This is a genomic window from Streptomyces sp. NBC_01717 (assembly GCF_036248255.1).
Lineage (GTDB): Bacteria > Actinomycetota > Actinomycetes > Streptomycetales > Streptomycetaceae > Streptomyces.
On record NZ_CP109178.1, the window covers coordinates 5,769,658 to 5,785,163 of the forward strand.

A 15,506-nucleotide genomic window follows, 5' to 3' on the forward strand; every position below is an offset into this window, starting at 1 on the left:
GTCCCCGGGTTCATGTCCGGCGGATTCCGGCCGCCGCGACGGCCAGGGCGAGTCCCGCCGCGCACACCGGGACGACGTATCCCGAGACCACCCCCGTGTGCTCGACCATCCAGCCGCCGGCCGCCGAACCGGCCGCTATCCCGCCCAGCAGTGCGGTGACGGAGAGCGTCATGCCCTCGTTCAACTGACCCTCGGGGGTCAGCCGTTGCACCAGCGTCATCCCGGTGACCATCGTCGGCGCCGTGGCCGCGCCCGCCAGCAGCAGACCGCCGGCCAGCATGAGCAGAGAGTCGGTCGCGGAGGCGGCGAGCAGCGGCAGGGACATCAGCGTCGTCATCCCCGCCAGGCACCACAGCAGCCGGCGTCGGATGTCCGTGGCCGGGCGCAGTGATCCGTACAGCAGTCCCGCCACGCACGAGCCGCCGGCCTGGAGCGCCAGGATCGCGCCCCCGGCGTACGCGATCGTGACGACCTCCATGGCGCCGAAGACCGCGCCGGTGGCGAGGAAGGTGGCGAGCAGCGCGGGCATGCCGCGGGTGCGCAGCGGGGAACCCGCCCGGGTGCGGGGCGCCACCGGGGGCTCCGTGGCGCGCTGGGCGGCGAAGACCAGCACGCCGGTCATCAGCAGGATCGCACCGATCAGCGTCCCCGCCTCCGGGAAGAGCGCCGCGCACAGGAGTGCGGCGAGGGCGGGGCCGAGCATGAAGCACAGTTCGTCGGCGGCCTGTTCGAAGGAGTTCGCGGTGTGCAGCGCGGCCGGGTCGCCGCGGTGCAGATGGGCCCAGCGGGCGCGGGACATGCCGCCGGTGTTGGGAGTGGTGGCCGTGGCGGCGTAGGCGGCGAAGAGTGTCCAGACCGGGGCGTCGTAGTGCACGCAGAGCAGCAGCGCGAGCGATCCGAGCGTGGCGATCGCGGTGGCGGGCACGGCGATCCTGGCCTGGCCGTACCGGTCGACGAGCCGGGCCGTCCAGGGCGCGACGACGGCGGTCGCGGCGAGCCCGGTCGCGGTGACCGCCCCGGCCAGGGCGTACGAGCCGCGCGATCCGGCGATCATGATCACGGCGCTGACGCTGAACATCCCCATCGGCAGCCGCGCGATCAGATTGCCGATGGTGAAGGCGCGGGCGCCGGGGGTGGCGAGCAGGCGGCGGTACGGGTTGGTGGAGGTCCGACGGGCGGGGGCGCCGGTGCGCGGGGCGATCACCAGCAGGTCGCCGGAGACGGCGTGCAGCGGTGTGGTGGGCGTGTCGGACGGCATGGGTCAACCCTCGTGGCGCCCGGCCGGTGCGGTCCAACACCTGCTCCGCACCCATTCACGCATGTCTGTTGTAAGTTCGGGCCTGTGACCTCCTCCGATACCGATCCCCGGCTGTTGCGCGCCTTCGTCACCGTCGCCGAGGAGCTGCACTTCACCCGTGCCGCCGCCCGGCTCTACGTCGCTCAGCAGGCACTCAGCCGCGACATCCGGCGGCTGGAGCGCGAGCTCGGTGCGGAACTGTTCGTACGGACCACCCGGCAGGTCTCCCTCACGCCCGACGGCGAACGGCTGCTGCCGCACGCCCGCCGGGTGATCGCCGCCCACGACGACCTCCGCACTGCCTGGGCGATCCAGACGCGCCCGCTGCTGGTCGACATCAGCGCCCCGGTCGGGACGGGCCACCGGCTGCTCGGGCTGGCCCGCGACGAGGCGCCGGGGGTGGAGTTCGTGGCGCGCTATCTGAGCGGGCTGACGGGGGCGGCGGCGGAGATCCTGGCCGGGCGGCTCGATGTCTCCTTCGGCCGGGTGGCAGGGCTCGATCCGGCGGTACGGGCGGGGCTGGCGCATCAGCCGGTCCGCTTCGAGCGGCTGACCGTCCTGCTGCGCGACGACCATCGTCTGGCGTCGCTCGACCAGGTCCCGCTGGCGGCGCTGGCGGGGGAGCGGCTGTACGCGGCGGCGGGCAACCCGGCCACGGCGGAGTGGACCGACCTGGCGGAGCGGCTGTTCGCGGGACGGGGGATCGAACTGGTGGCGCCCTTCCCGGAGATCGTCGGGGAGGAGGAGTTCGTACGGGTGGTGCGGAAGCAGGGCTGGTCGGTGCTGGCGAGCACCGAGTTCATCGAGGTGCCGGGGATGGTCGTACGGCCGCTGGTCGACCCCGTGCCGCTGTCACCGGTGTCGCTGGTGTGGCGCAAGGGGCTGAAACACCCGGGGGTGGATGCGCTGCGGCGCGTCGCGGCGGGAGTGACGGCGGCGGAACGGGGGCTGGAGGTGCCTGCCGGGAGCTGGCTTCCCGAGGGAGAGCTGGCCTTCATGTCGTAGGCATGCTGACCGCAGGGCGCTGATGTGGCACGTTGGCCGATTGTTGACCAACGTTGGCTCAACTCCATGACAGATAAACGTGGATTGTGCATGTAGGGGCCGATCTTCTTTTCGGCACAGGCTGTGTGAAATCGATGTATCCCCCATTCCTGGACATCACTCGTTCAGGGGTAATTTCGTCAGCTTCGTGCGCTACATTCATCCTCCGGGTGCAAGGTGCTTGGGGGCGCACGGACCGGGTGGGGGCCCAGTCCGTCGGTACGTAACTGGCTCAAACGTGCGCACCCGTTTTTCTGAGTGGGGGATGTGCCAACACCTGTGGAAAATTGGCGTGAAGGTGCCCGTACCGGGCATACGCACGAGCCGAACGATGTCACCGTCCAGCTCGACGGTCTCGGACGTCAGCTCTCCGAACTGACTGCCGAACCAGGAGTCCCCGAAGGCTCCGACGGTCCGGTCTTCGTCGACGAGAGCGGTCGGCGCAGCAAGACGTTCAGGCGTCTGGGCTGGATCCTTGCCGCGGTCTGCGCCTGCTACGCGGTGACGCTGGTCGTCGCCCTGCTCGGCGGCAATTCCAGCGCGCCGTGGCTGCCGCTCTCCGGTCAGAAACAACACAAGAAGGCGGACGAGGTCCCGGCGCCGTCTGCTCCGTCGGGCAGCGCCGACACGGTCGTGCCGGTGGGTGCGACACCGGGCGCCGCGGAGACCGAGCAGGTGGCCGGCGGCAGTGCGACGCCATCGGCCGGCGCCGGTTCCGGCAGCGCGTCCGCGCCCGGCAAGGCCCCGTCGAAGCCGACCACCGTCGTACCGCCGAAGGCCAGCAGCACCACCGGCGGGGGCAAGAAGCCGGAATCGGGGACCCCGACCCCCGGGCCGCCCGCCGCCACCACGACGCCGCCCGTCGATCCCGGTCCCTCCGGGACGCCGAGCCCGCCCGTCGAGTCCCCGGATCCTCCTGTGCAGCAAGAAGGCGCCCAGTAAATGACCATCCCCGCCTCGCGGGGCAGGCACAACAGACAGAAGCGGAACCAGCGGCGCAGGCTACCCATGCGCTATCTGCTGCCATCCGTGTTTCTCGTTGCCCTGCTCGCCATGCTGATGTTGCGCGGTTACGTGCACAGCGAAATCCTCGCCGACCACCGGGTCCAGGCCCCGGCGCCCACCGATCAGGTGCCCGACGCGATCCTCGACGGCGGCCCGGTCATCGACGCCCGGAGTGCCACCGCTCCCGCCAAGACGCTGCGCATCCCCGATCACCGGATCGTGCTGACCTTCGACGACGGACCGGACCCGGTATGGACCCCGCAGGTCCTCGACGCGCTGAAGAAGTACGACGCGCACGGCGTCTTCTTTGTCACCGGGACGATGGCCTCGCGCTACCCCGGCCTCGTCCAGCGCATGGTCGACGAGGGGCACGAGGTCGGGCTGCACACCTTCAACCACCCGGACCTCTCCTACCAGTCGCACTCCCGTATCGACTGGGAGCTGTCCCAGAACCAGTTGGTACTGGCGGGCGCGGCAGGCATCCGTACGTCCCTGTTCCGGCCGCCGTACTCGTCGTTCGCCGACGCCATGGACAACAGGTCCTGGCCGGTCACCCAGTACATCGGCACGCGCGGCTACCTCACCGTCGTCAACAACACCGACAGCGAGGACTGGAAGCGCCCCGGGGTCCCCGCGATCATCGAACAGGCCACCCCCAAGGGTGGCAAGGGCGCCGTCATCCTGATGCACGACTCCGGCGGCGACCGGTCCCAGACCGTGGCCGCCCTGGGCGAGTTCCTGCCGCAGATGCAGCAGCGGGGCTACACGTTCACCAACCTCACCACCGCCCTCGGCGCGCCCAGTGCGCACACCCCCGTGACCGGGTTCGCACTGTGGAAGGGCAAGGCGTTCGTCTTCACCGTCGACCTCTCCGAGAAACTCACCGACGTGCTGGTGGCCGGGCTCGCCGTCATCGGGATCCTCGTCCTCGTCCGCTTCGGGCTGATGCTGCTGCTGTCCTTCCTGCACTCCCGGAAGGTCCGCAGGAGGGACTTCAGCTGGGGGCCCGCGTTCCGTGACCCCGTCTCGGTGCTCGTGCCCGCCTACAACGAACGCGAATGCATCGCCAACACCGTGCGATCCCTGGTGGCGAGTGAGCATCCCATCGAGATCATCGTCATCGACGACGGCTCGACGGACGGTACGGCGGACATCGTCGAGGCGTTGCGGCTGCCGAACGTCCGCGTCATCCGCCAGCGCAACGCCGGCAAGCCGGCCGCCCTCAACAACGGCATCGCGCACGCCCGTCACGACATCGTCGTGATGATGGACGGCGACACGGTCTTCGAACCGGCCACCGTCCGTGAACTGGTCCAGCCGTTCGCCGACCCCAAGGTCGGCGCCGTCGCCGGGAACGCCAAGGTCGGCAACCGCGACTCGCTGATCGGCGCCTGGCAGCACATCGAGTACGTGATGGGCTTCAACCTCGACCGCCGGATGTACGACATGCTGCGCTGCATGCCGACCATCCCCGGTGCGGTCGGGGCCTTCCGCCGCGACGCGCTGGACCGGATCGGCGGTATGAGTGAGGACACCCTCGCCGAGGACACCGACGTCACGATGGCGCTGCACCGCGACGGCTGGCAGGTCGTCTACGCGGAGAACGCCCGTGCCTGGACCGAGGCTCCGGAGACCGTGCAGCAGCTGTGGTCGCAGCGGTACCGGTGGTCGTACGGCACCATGCAGGCGATCTGGAAGCACCGGCGCGCCGTCGTCGAGCGCGGCCCGTCCGGCCGCTTCGGGCGCGTCGGACTGCCGTTCGTCGCCCTGTTCATGGTCGTCGCCCCGCTGCTCGCGCCCCTCATCGATGTCTTCCTGCTGTACGGACTGGTCTTCGGCCCCACCGAGAAGACCGTCGGTGCCTGGCTCGGCGTTCTCGCGGTGCAGGCCGTCTGCGCCGCGTACGCCTTCCGGCTCGACAGGGAACGCATGACGCATCTGATCTCGCTGCCCCTCCAGCAGATCCTCTACCGGCAGCTCATGTACGTGGTGCTGCTCCAGTCCTGGATCACCGCACTCACCGGCGGCCGGCTGCGCTGGCAGAAGCTCCGCCGTACGGGAGTGGTGGAGGCGCCCGGCGTGATGGTGAGCCAGCGCGGGCGCAGCAACGATCGGAGACCCGTCGCATGACGAGCAGTTACACCCCGGCGTTCCCCCCGCCCCGTCCGGCCCCGGTGCCCGCCCGTTCCGCGCCACCGGCACCGGAGGCGTCCGCCCCGGCCGCCCCGAGGAGGCCGGGGCGCGACCGCTACCTCGACCTGCTGCGCGCCGTGGCCCTCGTCCGTGTCGTCGTCTTCCATGTCTTCGGCTGGGCCTGGCTGACGGTCGTGTTCCCCTCCATGGGCGTCATGTTCGCCCTCGCGGGTTCGCTGATGGCGCGCTCGCTGGACCGTCCCGCCCCGGCCGTCGTGCGGGCCCGGCTCCGCCGTCTGCTGCCCCCGATGTGGGCGTTCGCCGCGGTGGTCGTCCCGGTCATGTTCGTCCTCGGCTGGAAGCCCCTGAAGGAGGAGGGCATCTGGTGGTTCATCAAGCTGGGCTGCTACCTCCTCCCGGTCGGCGCCCCGCCCTACCCCTGGGAGAACGGCTCGCCGGGTGGCTTCCTGGAGGAGTCCTGGGCGGACCAGGCCGTCGGACCGCTCTGGTACATCCGTGCCTACCTCTGGTTCGTGCTCGCCTCGCCGCTGCTGCTGAGGGCCTTCCGCAGACTGCCCTGGGCGACACTGCTCGCGCCGCTCGGTCTCACCGCCGTGATCGGCACCGGACTGGTCACCGTGCCCGGGGAGACCGGCGAGGGGCTCGTCGACTTCACGGTGTTCGGCTCCTGCTGGGTCCTCGGCTTCGCCCACCACGACGGACTTCTGAAGAAGATCCCGCGCTATCTGGCGGTCTCGCTCGCCGCGTTCCTGATGGCGTTCGGACTGTGGTGGGCCGCGGGGCATCTGACGCAGGAGGGCTGGAACCTCGACGAGATCCCGCTGGCCCAGTCGGCCTGGTCGCTCGGCTTCTGCGCGATCCTGCTCCAGTACGCACCGTCCTGGCAGCAGCTCCCCGGCAGGCTGGCCCGGTGGGACAGCCTGATCACCCTCGCCAACAACCGCGCGGTGACGATCTACCTCTGGCACAACGTGCTGATCATGGCGACCTCGCCGCTCATAGACGAGCTCTGGAACATCCCCTGGGTCGGTGACCACATCGGTCCGTACATCGACTCCTCGTACGCGGTGCTGATGGTGCTCCTGGTCTGGCCGCTGCTGGCGCTGGTGATCCTCGCGGTCGGCTGGGTCGAGGACGTCGCCGCGAAGCGCAGCCCCCGGCTGTGGCCCACCGGCGCGTCCGCGAGACGGAAGAACGCACCGGCCCCGCAGTGACCGGCCTTCTCCTCACCGGGCCGCCCCAGGCCCGGTGAGAGCAAGGTTGCCCACCGGTCACCTCGCGGCACCGCATCGAAACGCGCGCTCCCTAGCGTCGAGGCAGACGACCCGACACTCGTGGAACGCGAACCGTGGAGGCGTGATGGCCGGCAGGTGGATCAAGCGGTGGGAGCCGGAGGACGAGATCTTCTGGCAGGAGAAGGGCGAGCGGATCGCCCGCCGGAATCTGTGGTTCTCCGTGCTCTCCGAGCACATCGGGTTCTCGATCTGGACCTTGTGGTCGGTGATGGTGCTGTTCATGGGGCCGGAGTACGGGGTCGACCCGGCCGGCAAGTTCTTCCTGATCTCGACGGCGACGCTGGTCGGAGCCCTGGCCCGGGTCCCGTACACGTTCGCGGTCGCCCGGTTCGGCGGGCGGAACTGGACGGTGATCAGCGCCCTGACCCTTCTCGTGCCGACCGTCGCCGCGTACCTGGTGATGGAGCCAGGGACCTCGTACACCACCTTCCTCGTGGTGGCCGCGCTCGCCGGGATCGGCGGCGGGAACTTCGCCTCGTCGATGACGAACATCAACGCCTTCTTCCCGCTCCGCAAGAAGGGCTGGGCGCTCGGGCTCAACGCGGGCGGCGGCAACATCGGCGTACCCGTCGTGCAGCTCGTCGGGCTGCTGGTGATCGGCACGGCGGGCGCCACCCACCCGCGGATCGTGCTCGCCGTGTACGTACCGCTGATCGTCGTGGCCGCCCTGTGCGCCGCGTCCTTCATGGACAACCTGGCACCCGTGCAGAACGACACCGGGGCCGCGAGGGACGCCGCCCGCGACCCGCACACCTGGATCATGTCGGTGCTCTACATCGGCACCTTCGGCTCCTTCATCGGCTACAGCTTCGCCTTCGGGCTGGTCCTGCAGACCCAGTTCGGCCGGACGCCGCTGCAGGCCGCCTCGCTCACCTTCATCGGCCCGCTGCTCGGCTCGCTCATCCGGCCCGCGGGAGGGTGGCTCGCCGACCGGTACGGCGGCGCCCGGATCACCCTGTGGAACTTCGCCGCGATGGCCGCAGCGACCGGCGTCGTCGTGTACGCCTCGGGCATCGAGTCGCTCGCCGTGTTCCTCGTCGGATTCATCGCCCTCTTCGTCCTGACCGGTCTGGGCAACGGATCGACGTACAAGATGATCCCCGGCATCTTCCATGCCAAGGCGATCGCCCAGGGGCTGCGCGGCGAGGAGGCGGCGGCCCACGGGCGACGGCTCTCCGGGGCGGCCATGGGACTCATCGGCGCCGTCGGCGCGCTCGGCGGGCTCGCCATCAACCTCGCGTTCCGGCAGTCATTCCAGACCGCCGGCACGGGGACGGCGGCCTTCTGGACCTTCTTCGCCTTCTACGGCGTGTGTTTCACGGTCACTTGGGCGGTATACCTTCGCCGCGCCGCCGTCGTCCCCGCGAAGCCGCAGCTCAGTTACGCCGAGGTGTGATCATGACCGTCCGGCGTCGGGACGACGTAACGGGCGGGAAATACGGGTGAACCGAGCCTGTCACGCTTACTTGGCAGTCTCGGTCCTCCGCATCAACGAGCAGCGGGACGAGAGCCGGTAGACCACATGCGCGACGACGAACAGCACGGGCCCCTCGCGGGTTTCACGGTCGGGGTGACCGCCGCACGCCGCGCGGACGAACTCGGCACCCTGTTGCAGCGACGGGGTGCCACCGTCGTACACGCGCCCGCCCTGCGGATCGTGCCGCTCGCCGACGACAGCGAACTCCTCGCCGCCACCGAGGAACTCATCGACCAGGTTCCCGACGTGGTCGTCGCGACCACCGCGATCGGCTTCCGCGGCTGGATCGAGGCCGCCGACGGCTGGGGCATCGGCGACCGGCTGCTGGACCGGCTGCGCACGGTCGAACTGCTGGCCCGCGGACCGAAGGTGAAGGGCGCCGTCCGGGCCGCCGGGCTCACCGAGGCCTGGTCGCCCGGCTCCGAGTCCATGGCCGAGGTCCTGGACCGGCTCCTCGACGAAGGCGTCGAGGGCCGCCGCATCGCGCTCCAGCTGCACGGCGAACCACTGCCGGGCTTCGTCGAGTCGCTGCGGGCGGGCGGCGCCGAAGTCGTCGTCGTACCCGTCTACCGCTGGATGGAACCCGAGGACCTCGCCCCGCTCGACCGGCTGCTCGACGTCACGGCCGCCCGTGGCCTGGACGCGCTCACCTTCACCAGCGCCCCGGCCGCCGCCTCCTTCCTGAACCGGGCCGACAAGCGGGGGCTGCTCCCGGAGATCCTGGGCGCCCTGCAGGGCGAAGTCGTCTCGGCCTGCGTCGGCCCGGTCACCGCACTGCCGCTGCAGGCTCGCGGCATCGACACCATCCAGCCGGAACGCTTCCGGCTCGGCCCGCTCGTCCAGCTGCTCTGCCGAGAACTGCCCGGCGGCGCCCGTACGTTGCCGGTCGCCGGGCACCGGGTCGAGATCCGCGGCCACGCGGTGCTCGTCGACGACGAACTGCGCCCCGTGCCGCCCGCAGGCATGGCCCTGCTGCACAGCCTGGCCCGCCGGCCGGGCTGGGTTGTGGCCCGGGCCGACCTGCTGCGCGCGCTGCCCGGCAGCGGTACGGACGAACACGCGGTGGAGACCGCGATGGCCCGGCTGCGTACGGCACTCGGTGTGCCCCGGCTGATCCAGACGGTCGTCAAGCGCGGCTACCGGCTGGCGCTGGACCCGGCGGCTGCGGACGCCAAGTACGCGGACTCCTGACGCATTACCGTGCAGGGATGACCACCGACATGCACCTGCTCGGCACGGAGATACGACTCCGTCCCGCCACCATGGCCGACGCCGCCTCTCTGGCCGATTCGCTGACCCGAAGCCGCGCGTACATGCAGCCCTGGGAACCCGTGCGTCCCGACGCCTTCTACACCGAGAAGGGGCAGCAGGAGCGCCTGGCCGGGCTGCTGGCGGACCATGAAGCGGGGCGTGGGGTGCCGTGGGTGCTCGCCGACGCCGACGACCGGGCGACGGGTGGGTTCACGCTCACCAACATCGTGCTGGGGCCGTTCCGCAGCGCCAGTCTCGGCTACTGGGTCGATGTCGATCACGCGGGCCGGGGCCTTGCCACCGCGGCCGTGGCGCAGGTCTGCGCGGCGGCCAGGGACGTGCTGCGGCTGCACCGTGTGGAGGCCTCGACCCTGCTCGACAACGCGGCGTCACAGCGGGTGCTCGCCAAGTCCGGCTTCGAGGTGATCGGTATGGCTCCGCGCTATCTGCACATCAACGGTCGGTGGCGCGATCACCGGCTGTTCCAGCGGATCCTGCACGACGGTCCGGTCGAGGGACCGGTCGACCGGCCGTCCGCCGGCTGACGGCCGGCCCGGACAGCCCTCGGTCCGCCTCCCGGACGTGGCGGTGCCCGTCGAGCGGCCACGGCGGGCGGGCCGGGAGGATCTCGGCGAAGGCGTACCCGCTCTTCACGGCGACCCGGCACGAGGCACGGTTGTCCTCCTGGTGGAGCAGGTCGAGCCGCCGCAGACCGTCGTCGGCGAAGGTGGTGAACGCCCAGCCGGTGAGCGCTTCGACCGCCTGTGGGGCGAGCCCGCGACCCCGGGCCCGTGCCGCTGTCCAGTAGCCGACCTCGGCCGAACCGGAGCCGGGCGCCGGGTACTTCAGCGCCACATTGCCGACCGGTCGGCCGTCGAGCTCCGTGTCGACGACGGCGAAGCTGAACCGGGTGCCGGACTCCCGGCCCTCCGTCTGGATGCGCAGCCAGCGTTCCGCGTCCGCCTCGTCCGTGATGAGATCCCGCAGCCGGTCGAGCATCGTGGGATCGCGGTAGGCCTCGACCAGCGCCGGTATGTCGTCCCGGCACCATGGCCGCAGCAGCAGGGGGCCGGCCGAGAACGCGGCCTCCCGGAGATCGTCGCTCATGTCCTCACCGTACGGGGGGAGCCCGGCCACGACCCGGGTGGTGGGAGGGGTTCCGGGCCGGGCCGGCGACGGGCACTCTGGGTGGTGGCTCCGACCGGCAACCCCGAGGCGGTGACATGCGCATGGCGGCGGGCAAGGGCTCGTACGACTGGCGGTTCGACTCCGGGCGGCTCTGCCTGGACCTGGTGGCGACGGGGATCGGTACCTCCGGCGCCTGCGAACTGCTCGACGGGGCGGACCGGCTCGCCGACTGGCTGGTGGCCACCGGACTCGTACCGGAGGACACCCGCCTCGACGCCGTCGACGACACCTGGCTGGCCGGCTTCCGGCAGCTGCGCACAGGCGTCGACCTGTTGCTGAGCGCCGAGCTCGGCGGCCACGACGCCGACGGCGCGCTCGAACGCGTCAACGAACTTGCCGCCGGGGCCCCGCCGGGAGTGCGGGCCGTGCGCGCCCGGAACGGTCTGCTGGTACGGGCACTGAGCGCCGACCTCGAATGCCGGGCGCTGCTGTCCGCCGTCGCCCGCGACGTCGTGGAGCTCCTGACCGACCCGGTCGCGCGGGCCGGGCTCCGCCGCTGCGAGGGCGACAACTGCCGACGGATCTACCTCGATACGTCCCGGGGGCGGCGGCGTCGCTGGTGCTCCAGCGAGGTGTGCGGGAACCGGGAACGGGTAGCCAGGCACCGGCGTCGGGCGGCGGAGGTCACGGTGGCGGAGCTCACCTCGTAAAAAATCTCGGAGCAGCGTTGAATGGATCGGGGCCCGCCTCCGTATTCGATGGCCAAGGAGCTCTACAGGGTCTCGACCGGGAGGTTCGGGTGCGCAAGGATGCGGCCGTGGCCGATGACCGTCCGCACAGGGCTCGACATCGCAGTGAACCGCCCCCGTCTCCCTCCTCCGTCCCCGACGAGGAGCTGATGCGGGCGCTCTACCGCGAACACGCCGGACCGCTGCTCGCGTACGTGCTCCGCCTCGTCGCCGGCGACCGTCAGCGTGCCGAGGACGTGGTGCAGGAAACGCTCATCCGTGCCTGGAAGAACGCCGGTCAGCTCAACCGGGCGACCGGCTCTGTCCGCCCCTGGCTGGTGACGGTCGCCCGGCGCATCGTCATCGACGGCCACCGCAGCCGGCAGGCCCGGCCGCACGAGGTCGATCCGTCGCCGCTGGAGGTCATTCCCGCGGAGGACGAGATTGACAAGGCGCTGTGGCTGATGACGCTCTCGGATGCGCTCGAGGACTTGACCCCCGCCCATCGGGAAGCATTGGTCGAGACCTACTTCAAGGGACGTACGGTCAATGAGGCTGCCGAGGTGCTCGGCATACCCAGCGGCACGGTGCGGTCCCGGGTGTTCTACGCACTGCGCTCGATGAAGCTCGCACTCGAAGAGAGGGGGATCACGGCATGAGCAACCACGAGTGGGAGCCTTTCGGGCCCCGGCCGACCGGTCCCTCCAGTCCCACCGGCCCCACAGGTCCGCGCGGCCGCCCGGGAATCCCCAGCAGTTTCGGCGGCCCCGGAGGCTTCGGCGCAGCCCACGGCCCCGGTTCCGGTGGAGCCACCGAGGGGCCGGAGCACGACGCCGCCGGGGCGTACGTCCTGGGCATCCTGGACGAGACCGAGGCCTCCGCGTTCGAGGAGCATCTGGCCGGCTGCGCGCTCTGCGCCGCCCATCTCGACGAGTTCGCCGGCATGGAACCCATGCTCGCGATGCTCGCCGAGGCCCCCGCCGCCGTACCGGGCGCCCGCCCCGTCCCGCACGTCCCCGAGCCGCCCGCCCCCCGGGTGCTCGACCGGCTGGTCGACGAGGTCGCGACCAGACGGGCCAGGCGGCGGCGCCGCGGCATGTATCTGGTGGCGGCCGCCGCGGCGCTGATCATCGGCGGTCCGGTGGTCGCCGTCGTGACCACCGGCGGGGACAGCGGCACGAACCAGGCGGCCGACCCGCACCCCACCAGCCCCGCCGAGGACGCGTTCTTCCACCACATGACGGAGAAGGTGCATGCCACCGATCCCGTCACCAAGGTCGACGCCACGGTCGGCACGGAGAAGAAGGCGTGGGGCACGCACGCCGTGCTGGAGCTCAACAACGTCACGGGGCCGGAGAAGTGCAGCCTGATCGCCGTCTCGAAGACCGGTGAGGAGGAGGTCGTCACCTCCTGGTCCGTACCGAAGTGGGGCTACGGCATCAAGGACTCCCCGCACCCGAACGCGAAATATCCGCTCTACGTCCACGGTGGCGCGGCGATGGACCGTGCCGACATCGACCATTTCGAGGTGCGCACATTCGACGGAAAGCGACTGGTGGACATCGACGCATAACCGCCCGACCGGGCCCGACGCACAATCGAGACCTCCCACGAGCCATATCGGTGCTCGTGGCAGGTGCGCGGCGGGGCTTCCTTCGCATAGGGTTGACGGCTGCCCAATGCACGTCAGAAGGGGGCCTCGGTGGCCGCGCAGGATGCCGCTGTCGATTCGTTGCGGGACCGGGAAATCGGTGTCGAGCAGGAACATCTCGACCGTGTTTATCACCGCCTCGAGGAGAAGATCCACGAGGCGGAATTTCTCATGAACGACGCCGTCAAGCGCGGCCAGGTCGGTACGCCCGGCGCGCTCGCGGAGCGTGATGCCCAGGTGTTCCGGGCCGGGATCCACCTCAACCGGCTGAACAGCGAGTTCGAGGACTTCCTCTTCGGGAGGATCGATCTGCTGCTTGGCAAGGACGGCGAGCGCGGCCCGGACGGCGCGTTCACCTCCGTCGAACCGGCCGACGACGCCGTGCGCGACGACAGCACGGCCGAAATCGCGGAGACGCTCCACATCGGCCGGATCGGGGTCCTCGACTCCGACTACGCGCCGCTGGTCATCGACTGGCGGGCACCGGCCGCCGCGCCGTTCTACCGGTCGACGCCGAAGGACCCGGGCCGGGTGGTACGCCGCCGGGTCATCCGCTCCAAGGGCCGCAAGGTCCTCGGGGTCGAGGACGACCTGATGCGCCCGGAGCTGACCTCGTTCAAGGACGGGGACAAGCTGCCCGTCATCGGCGACGGCGCGCTGATGGCGGCGCTCGGCCAGGCCCGCAGCCACACCATGCGCGACATCGTCTCGTCCATCCAGGCCGAGCAGGACCTGGTGATCCGGGCGCCCGCCGCCTCCGTCACCGAGGTCTCCGGCGGCCCCGGCACCGGCAAGACCGCCGTCGCCCTGCACCGCGCCGCGTATCTGCTCTACCAGGACCGGCGGCGGTACGCGGGCGGCATCCTCGTCGTCTCGCCGACCCCGCTGCTCGTCGCGTACACCGAAGGCGTGCTGCCCTCGCTCGGCGAGGAGGGACAGGTCGCGATCCGCGCGGTCGGCTCGCTCTCCGACGAGGCGGCGGGCGTCGAGGGTGCCACCACGTACGACGAACCGGCCGTCGCCCGGATCAAGGGGTCCTCCCGGATGCTCCAGGTGCTGCGCAAGGCGGCCCGCGGGGCGCTGGAACAGCCCCGGACCCCGGGCGTGCCCCAGGGCGGACAGGACGGCCAGCTGTCGTTCGGTGACGAGGAGGGTACCGACGGCTCCGAGGACGAGACGGCCGCGCCCCTCACCACCCCCACCCACCTTCGCGTGGTCGCCTTCGGCGCCCGCGTCGAGCTGAATGCCGACGAGCTCCACCGCATCCGGCAGTCCGTACTCGGCGGCACCACCCCGGTCAACCTGCTGCGCCCCCGCGCCCGCAGGCTGCTGCTGGACGCCCTGTGGAACAAGTCGTCGGGCCGGGGCCGCTACACCGACCCCGAGCTGGCCGCGGAACTGCGCTCCTCCTTCGACGAGGACGTCTCCACCGAGACGCCGTTCGTCGACTTCCTGAACGCCTGGTGGCCCGAGCTCACCCCGCGCGGGGTGCTCGCCGCGATGGCCGACGAGAAGCGGCTCGGCCGCTGGGCGCGCCGGGTCCTCAACCAGGGCGAGGTGCGCCGTCTCGCCCGTTCACTGAAGCGGCTCGACAGTGCGGGCCGGGGTCCCCTGTCCGTACACGACGTGGCGATCCTCGACGAGCTGCACGCACTGCTCGGCACCCCGCACCGGCCGAAGAAGAAGCGTGAGTTCGATCCGCTGGACCAGCTCTCGGGTCTGGAGGAGCTGATGCCGCAGCGCGAGGAGACCCAGCGCGAGCGGGCCGAGCGGCTCGCGGCGGAGCGTACGGAGTACACGCACGTCATCGTCGACGAGGCGCAGGACCTCACGCCGATGCAGTGGCGCATGGTCGGCCGCCGCGGCCGTACCGCCACCTGGACCATCGTCGGCGACCCGGCGCAGTCCTCCTGGTCCGATCCCGACGAGGCGGCCGAGGCGCGCGACGAGGCGCTCGGCAACCGCCCGCGCCGCCGCTTCACCCTCACCGTCAACTACCGGAACCCGGCGGAGATCGCGGAGCTCGCGGCGAAGGTCCTGACGCTCGCGATGCCCGGAATGGAGTCCCCGGCCGCGGTCCGTTCGACGGGAGTGCAGCCCCGCTTCGAGGCCGTACGCGACGGCGATCTGGCCGGGGTCGTACGGGAGGAGGCGCGGCGGCTGCTCGGCGAGGTGGACGGCACGGTCGGTGTCGTCGTCGCGATGAACCGGCGCGCGCAGGCCCGCAAGTGGCTCGCGGAGCTCGGCGACCGGGTGGTGGCGCTCGGCAGCCTGGAGGCGAAGGGCCTGGAGTACGACGCCACGGTCGTCGTCTCGCCGGCGGAGATCGCCGACGAGTCGCCGGCCGGTCTGCGGGTGCTGTACGTGGCGCTGACCCGCGCGACGCAGCAGCTCACGGTGGTGTCGGGGGAGCGGGACCTGCCCGACGAGGACGGAGTTCCGGATCTGCTCAGGGACTGACGGACAAGTCAACCTG

At 71.1% G+C, this 15,506-nt stretch carries 13 protein-coding genes; 11 read left to right on the plus strand and 2 right to left on the minus strand.

All coding sequences use genetic code 11. The features are described 5' to 3' along the window. Positions 1–10 precede the first annotated feature (10 nt). Entirely contained in the window at positions 11–1,258 is a 1,248-nt protein-coding gene (locus OHB49_RS26100) for an MFS transporter (RefSeq protein WP_329163434.1), read from the minus strand. A gap of 84 nt (positions 1,259–1,342) precedes the next feature. Between OHB49_RS26100 and OHB49_RS26105 the strand changes: the two genes are divergently transcribed. The 7 genes from OHB49_RS26105 (at position 1,343) to OHB49_RS26135 (ending at position 10,068) form a co-directional block, all read left to right on the plus strand. Beyond that, on the plus strand, positions 1,343–2,302 hold the full coding sequence (locus OHB49_RS26105; protein WP_329163436.1) for a LysR family transcriptional regulator: 960 nt from the start codon (positions 1,343–1,345) through the stop codon (positions 2,300–2,302). A 318-nt stretch (positions 2,303–2,620) separates the two neighbouring features. Beyond that, positions 2,621–3,283, plus strand: a complete 663-nt coding sequence (locus tag OHB49_RS26110) for a hypothetical protein (RefSeq protein WP_030971168.1) — start codon at positions 2,621–2,623, stop codon at positions 3,281–3,283. After that, the gene (locus tag OHB49_RS26115) at positions 3,284–5,476 is read left to right on the plus strand and encodes a bifunctional polysaccharide deacetylase/glycosyltransferase family 2 protein (protein ID WP_078852677.1); all 2,193 of its coding nucleotides are present in this window, start codon (positions 3,284–3,286) and stop codon (positions 5,474–5,476) included. It begins immediately after the preceding gene. After that, positions 5,473–6,714, plus strand: coding sequence for an acyltransferase family protein (locus tag OHB49_RS26120; protein ID WP_329163439.1), 1,242 nt, complete (start codon positions 5,473–5,475; stop codon positions 6,712–6,714). Before OHB49_RS26115 ends, OHB49_RS26120 begins: the two co-directional genes overlap by 4 nt. A gap of 145 nt (positions 6,715–6,859) precedes the next feature. Continuing rightward, positions 6,860–8,191, plus strand: coding sequence for a nitrate/nitrite transporter (locus OHB49_RS26125; protein ID WP_329163441.1), 1,332 nt, complete (start codon positions 6,860–6,862; stop codon positions 8,189–8,191). Positions 8,192–8,317: 126 nt separating this feature from the next. After that, positions 8,318–9,463, plus strand: coding sequence for a uroporphyrinogen-III synthase (locus tag OHB49_RS26130; protein ID WP_329163443.1), 1,146 nt, complete (start codon positions 8,318–8,320; stop codon positions 9,461–9,463). Between the two features lie 17 nt (positions 9,464–9,480). Further along, complete coding sequence (locus OHB49_RS26135; RefSeq protein ID WP_329163444.1) at positions 9,481–10,068, plus strand: GNAT family N-acetyltransferase; 588 nt, start codon at positions 9,481–9,483, stop codon at positions 10,066–10,068. On the opposite strand, the gene OHB49_RS26140 is transcribed toward OHB49_RS26135, so the two are convergent. Next, positions 9,977–10,630 carry a GNAT family N-acetyltransferase gene (locus OHB49_RS26140; RefSeq protein ID WP_329163445.1) on the minus strand — a complete coding sequence of 218 codons (654 nt, stop codon included), beginning with the start codon at positions 10,628–10,630 and terminating at the stop codon, positions 9,977–9,979. The genes OHB49_RS26135 and OHB49_RS26140 overlap by 92 nt on opposite strands. A 122-nt stretch (positions 10,631–10,752) precedes the next feature. Between OHB49_RS26140 and OHB49_RS26145 the strand changes: the two genes are divergently transcribed. The 4 genes from OHB49_RS26145 to OHB49_RS26160 all read left to right on the plus strand — a co-directional run bounded on the left by OHB49_RS26145 (position 10,753) and on the right by OHB49_RS26160 (position 15,490). Beyond that, complete coding sequence (locus OHB49_RS26145) at positions 10,753–11,361, plus strand: CGNR zinc finger domain-containing protein (RefSeq protein WP_030971154.1); 609 nt, start codon at positions 10,753–10,755, stop codon at positions 11,359–11,361. Between the two features lie 89 nt (positions 11,362–11,450). After that, positions 11,451–12,038, plus strand: a complete 588-nt coding sequence (locus OHB49_RS26150) for a sigma-70 family RNA polymerase sigma factor (RefSeq protein ID WP_329163447.1) — start codon at positions 11,451–11,453, stop codon at positions 12,036–12,038. Continuing rightward, on the plus strand, positions 12,035–12,952 hold the full coding sequence (locus OHB49_RS26155) for an anti-sigma factor family protein (protein ID WP_329163449.1): 918 nt from the start codon (positions 12,035–12,037) through the stop codon (positions 12,950–12,952). The genes OHB49_RS26150 and OHB49_RS26155 overlap by 4 nt, the downstream gene beginning before the upstream one ends. Before the next feature lie 129 nt (positions 12,953–13,081). Then, on the plus strand, positions 13,082–15,490 hold the full coding sequence (locus OHB49_RS26160; RefSeq protein ID WP_329163450.1) for a HelD family protein: 2,409 nt from the start codon (positions 13,082–13,084) through the stop codon (positions 15,488–15,490). Positions 15,491–15,506 lie beyond the last annotated feature (16 nt).

Coding starts and splice junctions, on each gene's coding strand:
- OHB49_RS26120 (WP_329163439.1), top strand. CDS start 5,473: ATGACGAGCAGTTACACCCCGGCGTTCCCCCCGCCCCGTCCGGCCCCG.
- OHB49_RS26100 (WP_329163434.1), bottom strand. CDS start 1,258: ATGCCGTCCGACACGCCCACCACACCGCTGCACGCCGTCTCCGGCGAC.
- OHB49_RS26145 (WP_030971154.1), top strand. CDS start 10,753: ATGGCGGCGGGCAAGGGCTCGTACGACTGGCGGTTCGACTCCGGGCGG.
- OHB49_RS26140 (WP_329163445.1), bottom strand. CDS start 10,630: ATGAGCGACGATCTCCGGGAGGCCGCGTTCTCGGCCGGCCCCCTGCTG.
- OHB49_RS26155 (WP_329163449.1), top strand. CDS start 12,035: ATGAGCAACCACGAGTGGGAGCCTTTCGGGCCCCGGCCGACCGGTCCC.
- OHB49_RS26130 (WP_329163443.1), top strand. CDS start 8,318: ATGCGCGACGACGAACAGCACGGGCCCCTCGCGGGTTTCACGGTCGGG.
- OHB49_RS26135 (WP_329163444.1), top strand. CDS start 9,481: ATGACCACCGACATGCACCTGCTCGGCACGGAGATACGACTCCGTCCC.
- OHB49_RS26115 (WP_078852677.1), top strand. CDS start 3,284: ATGACCATCCCCGCCTCGCGGGGCAGGCACAACAGACAGAAGCGGAAC.
- OHB49_RS26125 (WP_329163441.1), top strand. CDS start 6,860: ATGGCCGGCAGGTGGATCAAGCGGTGGGAGCCGGAGGACGAGATCTTC.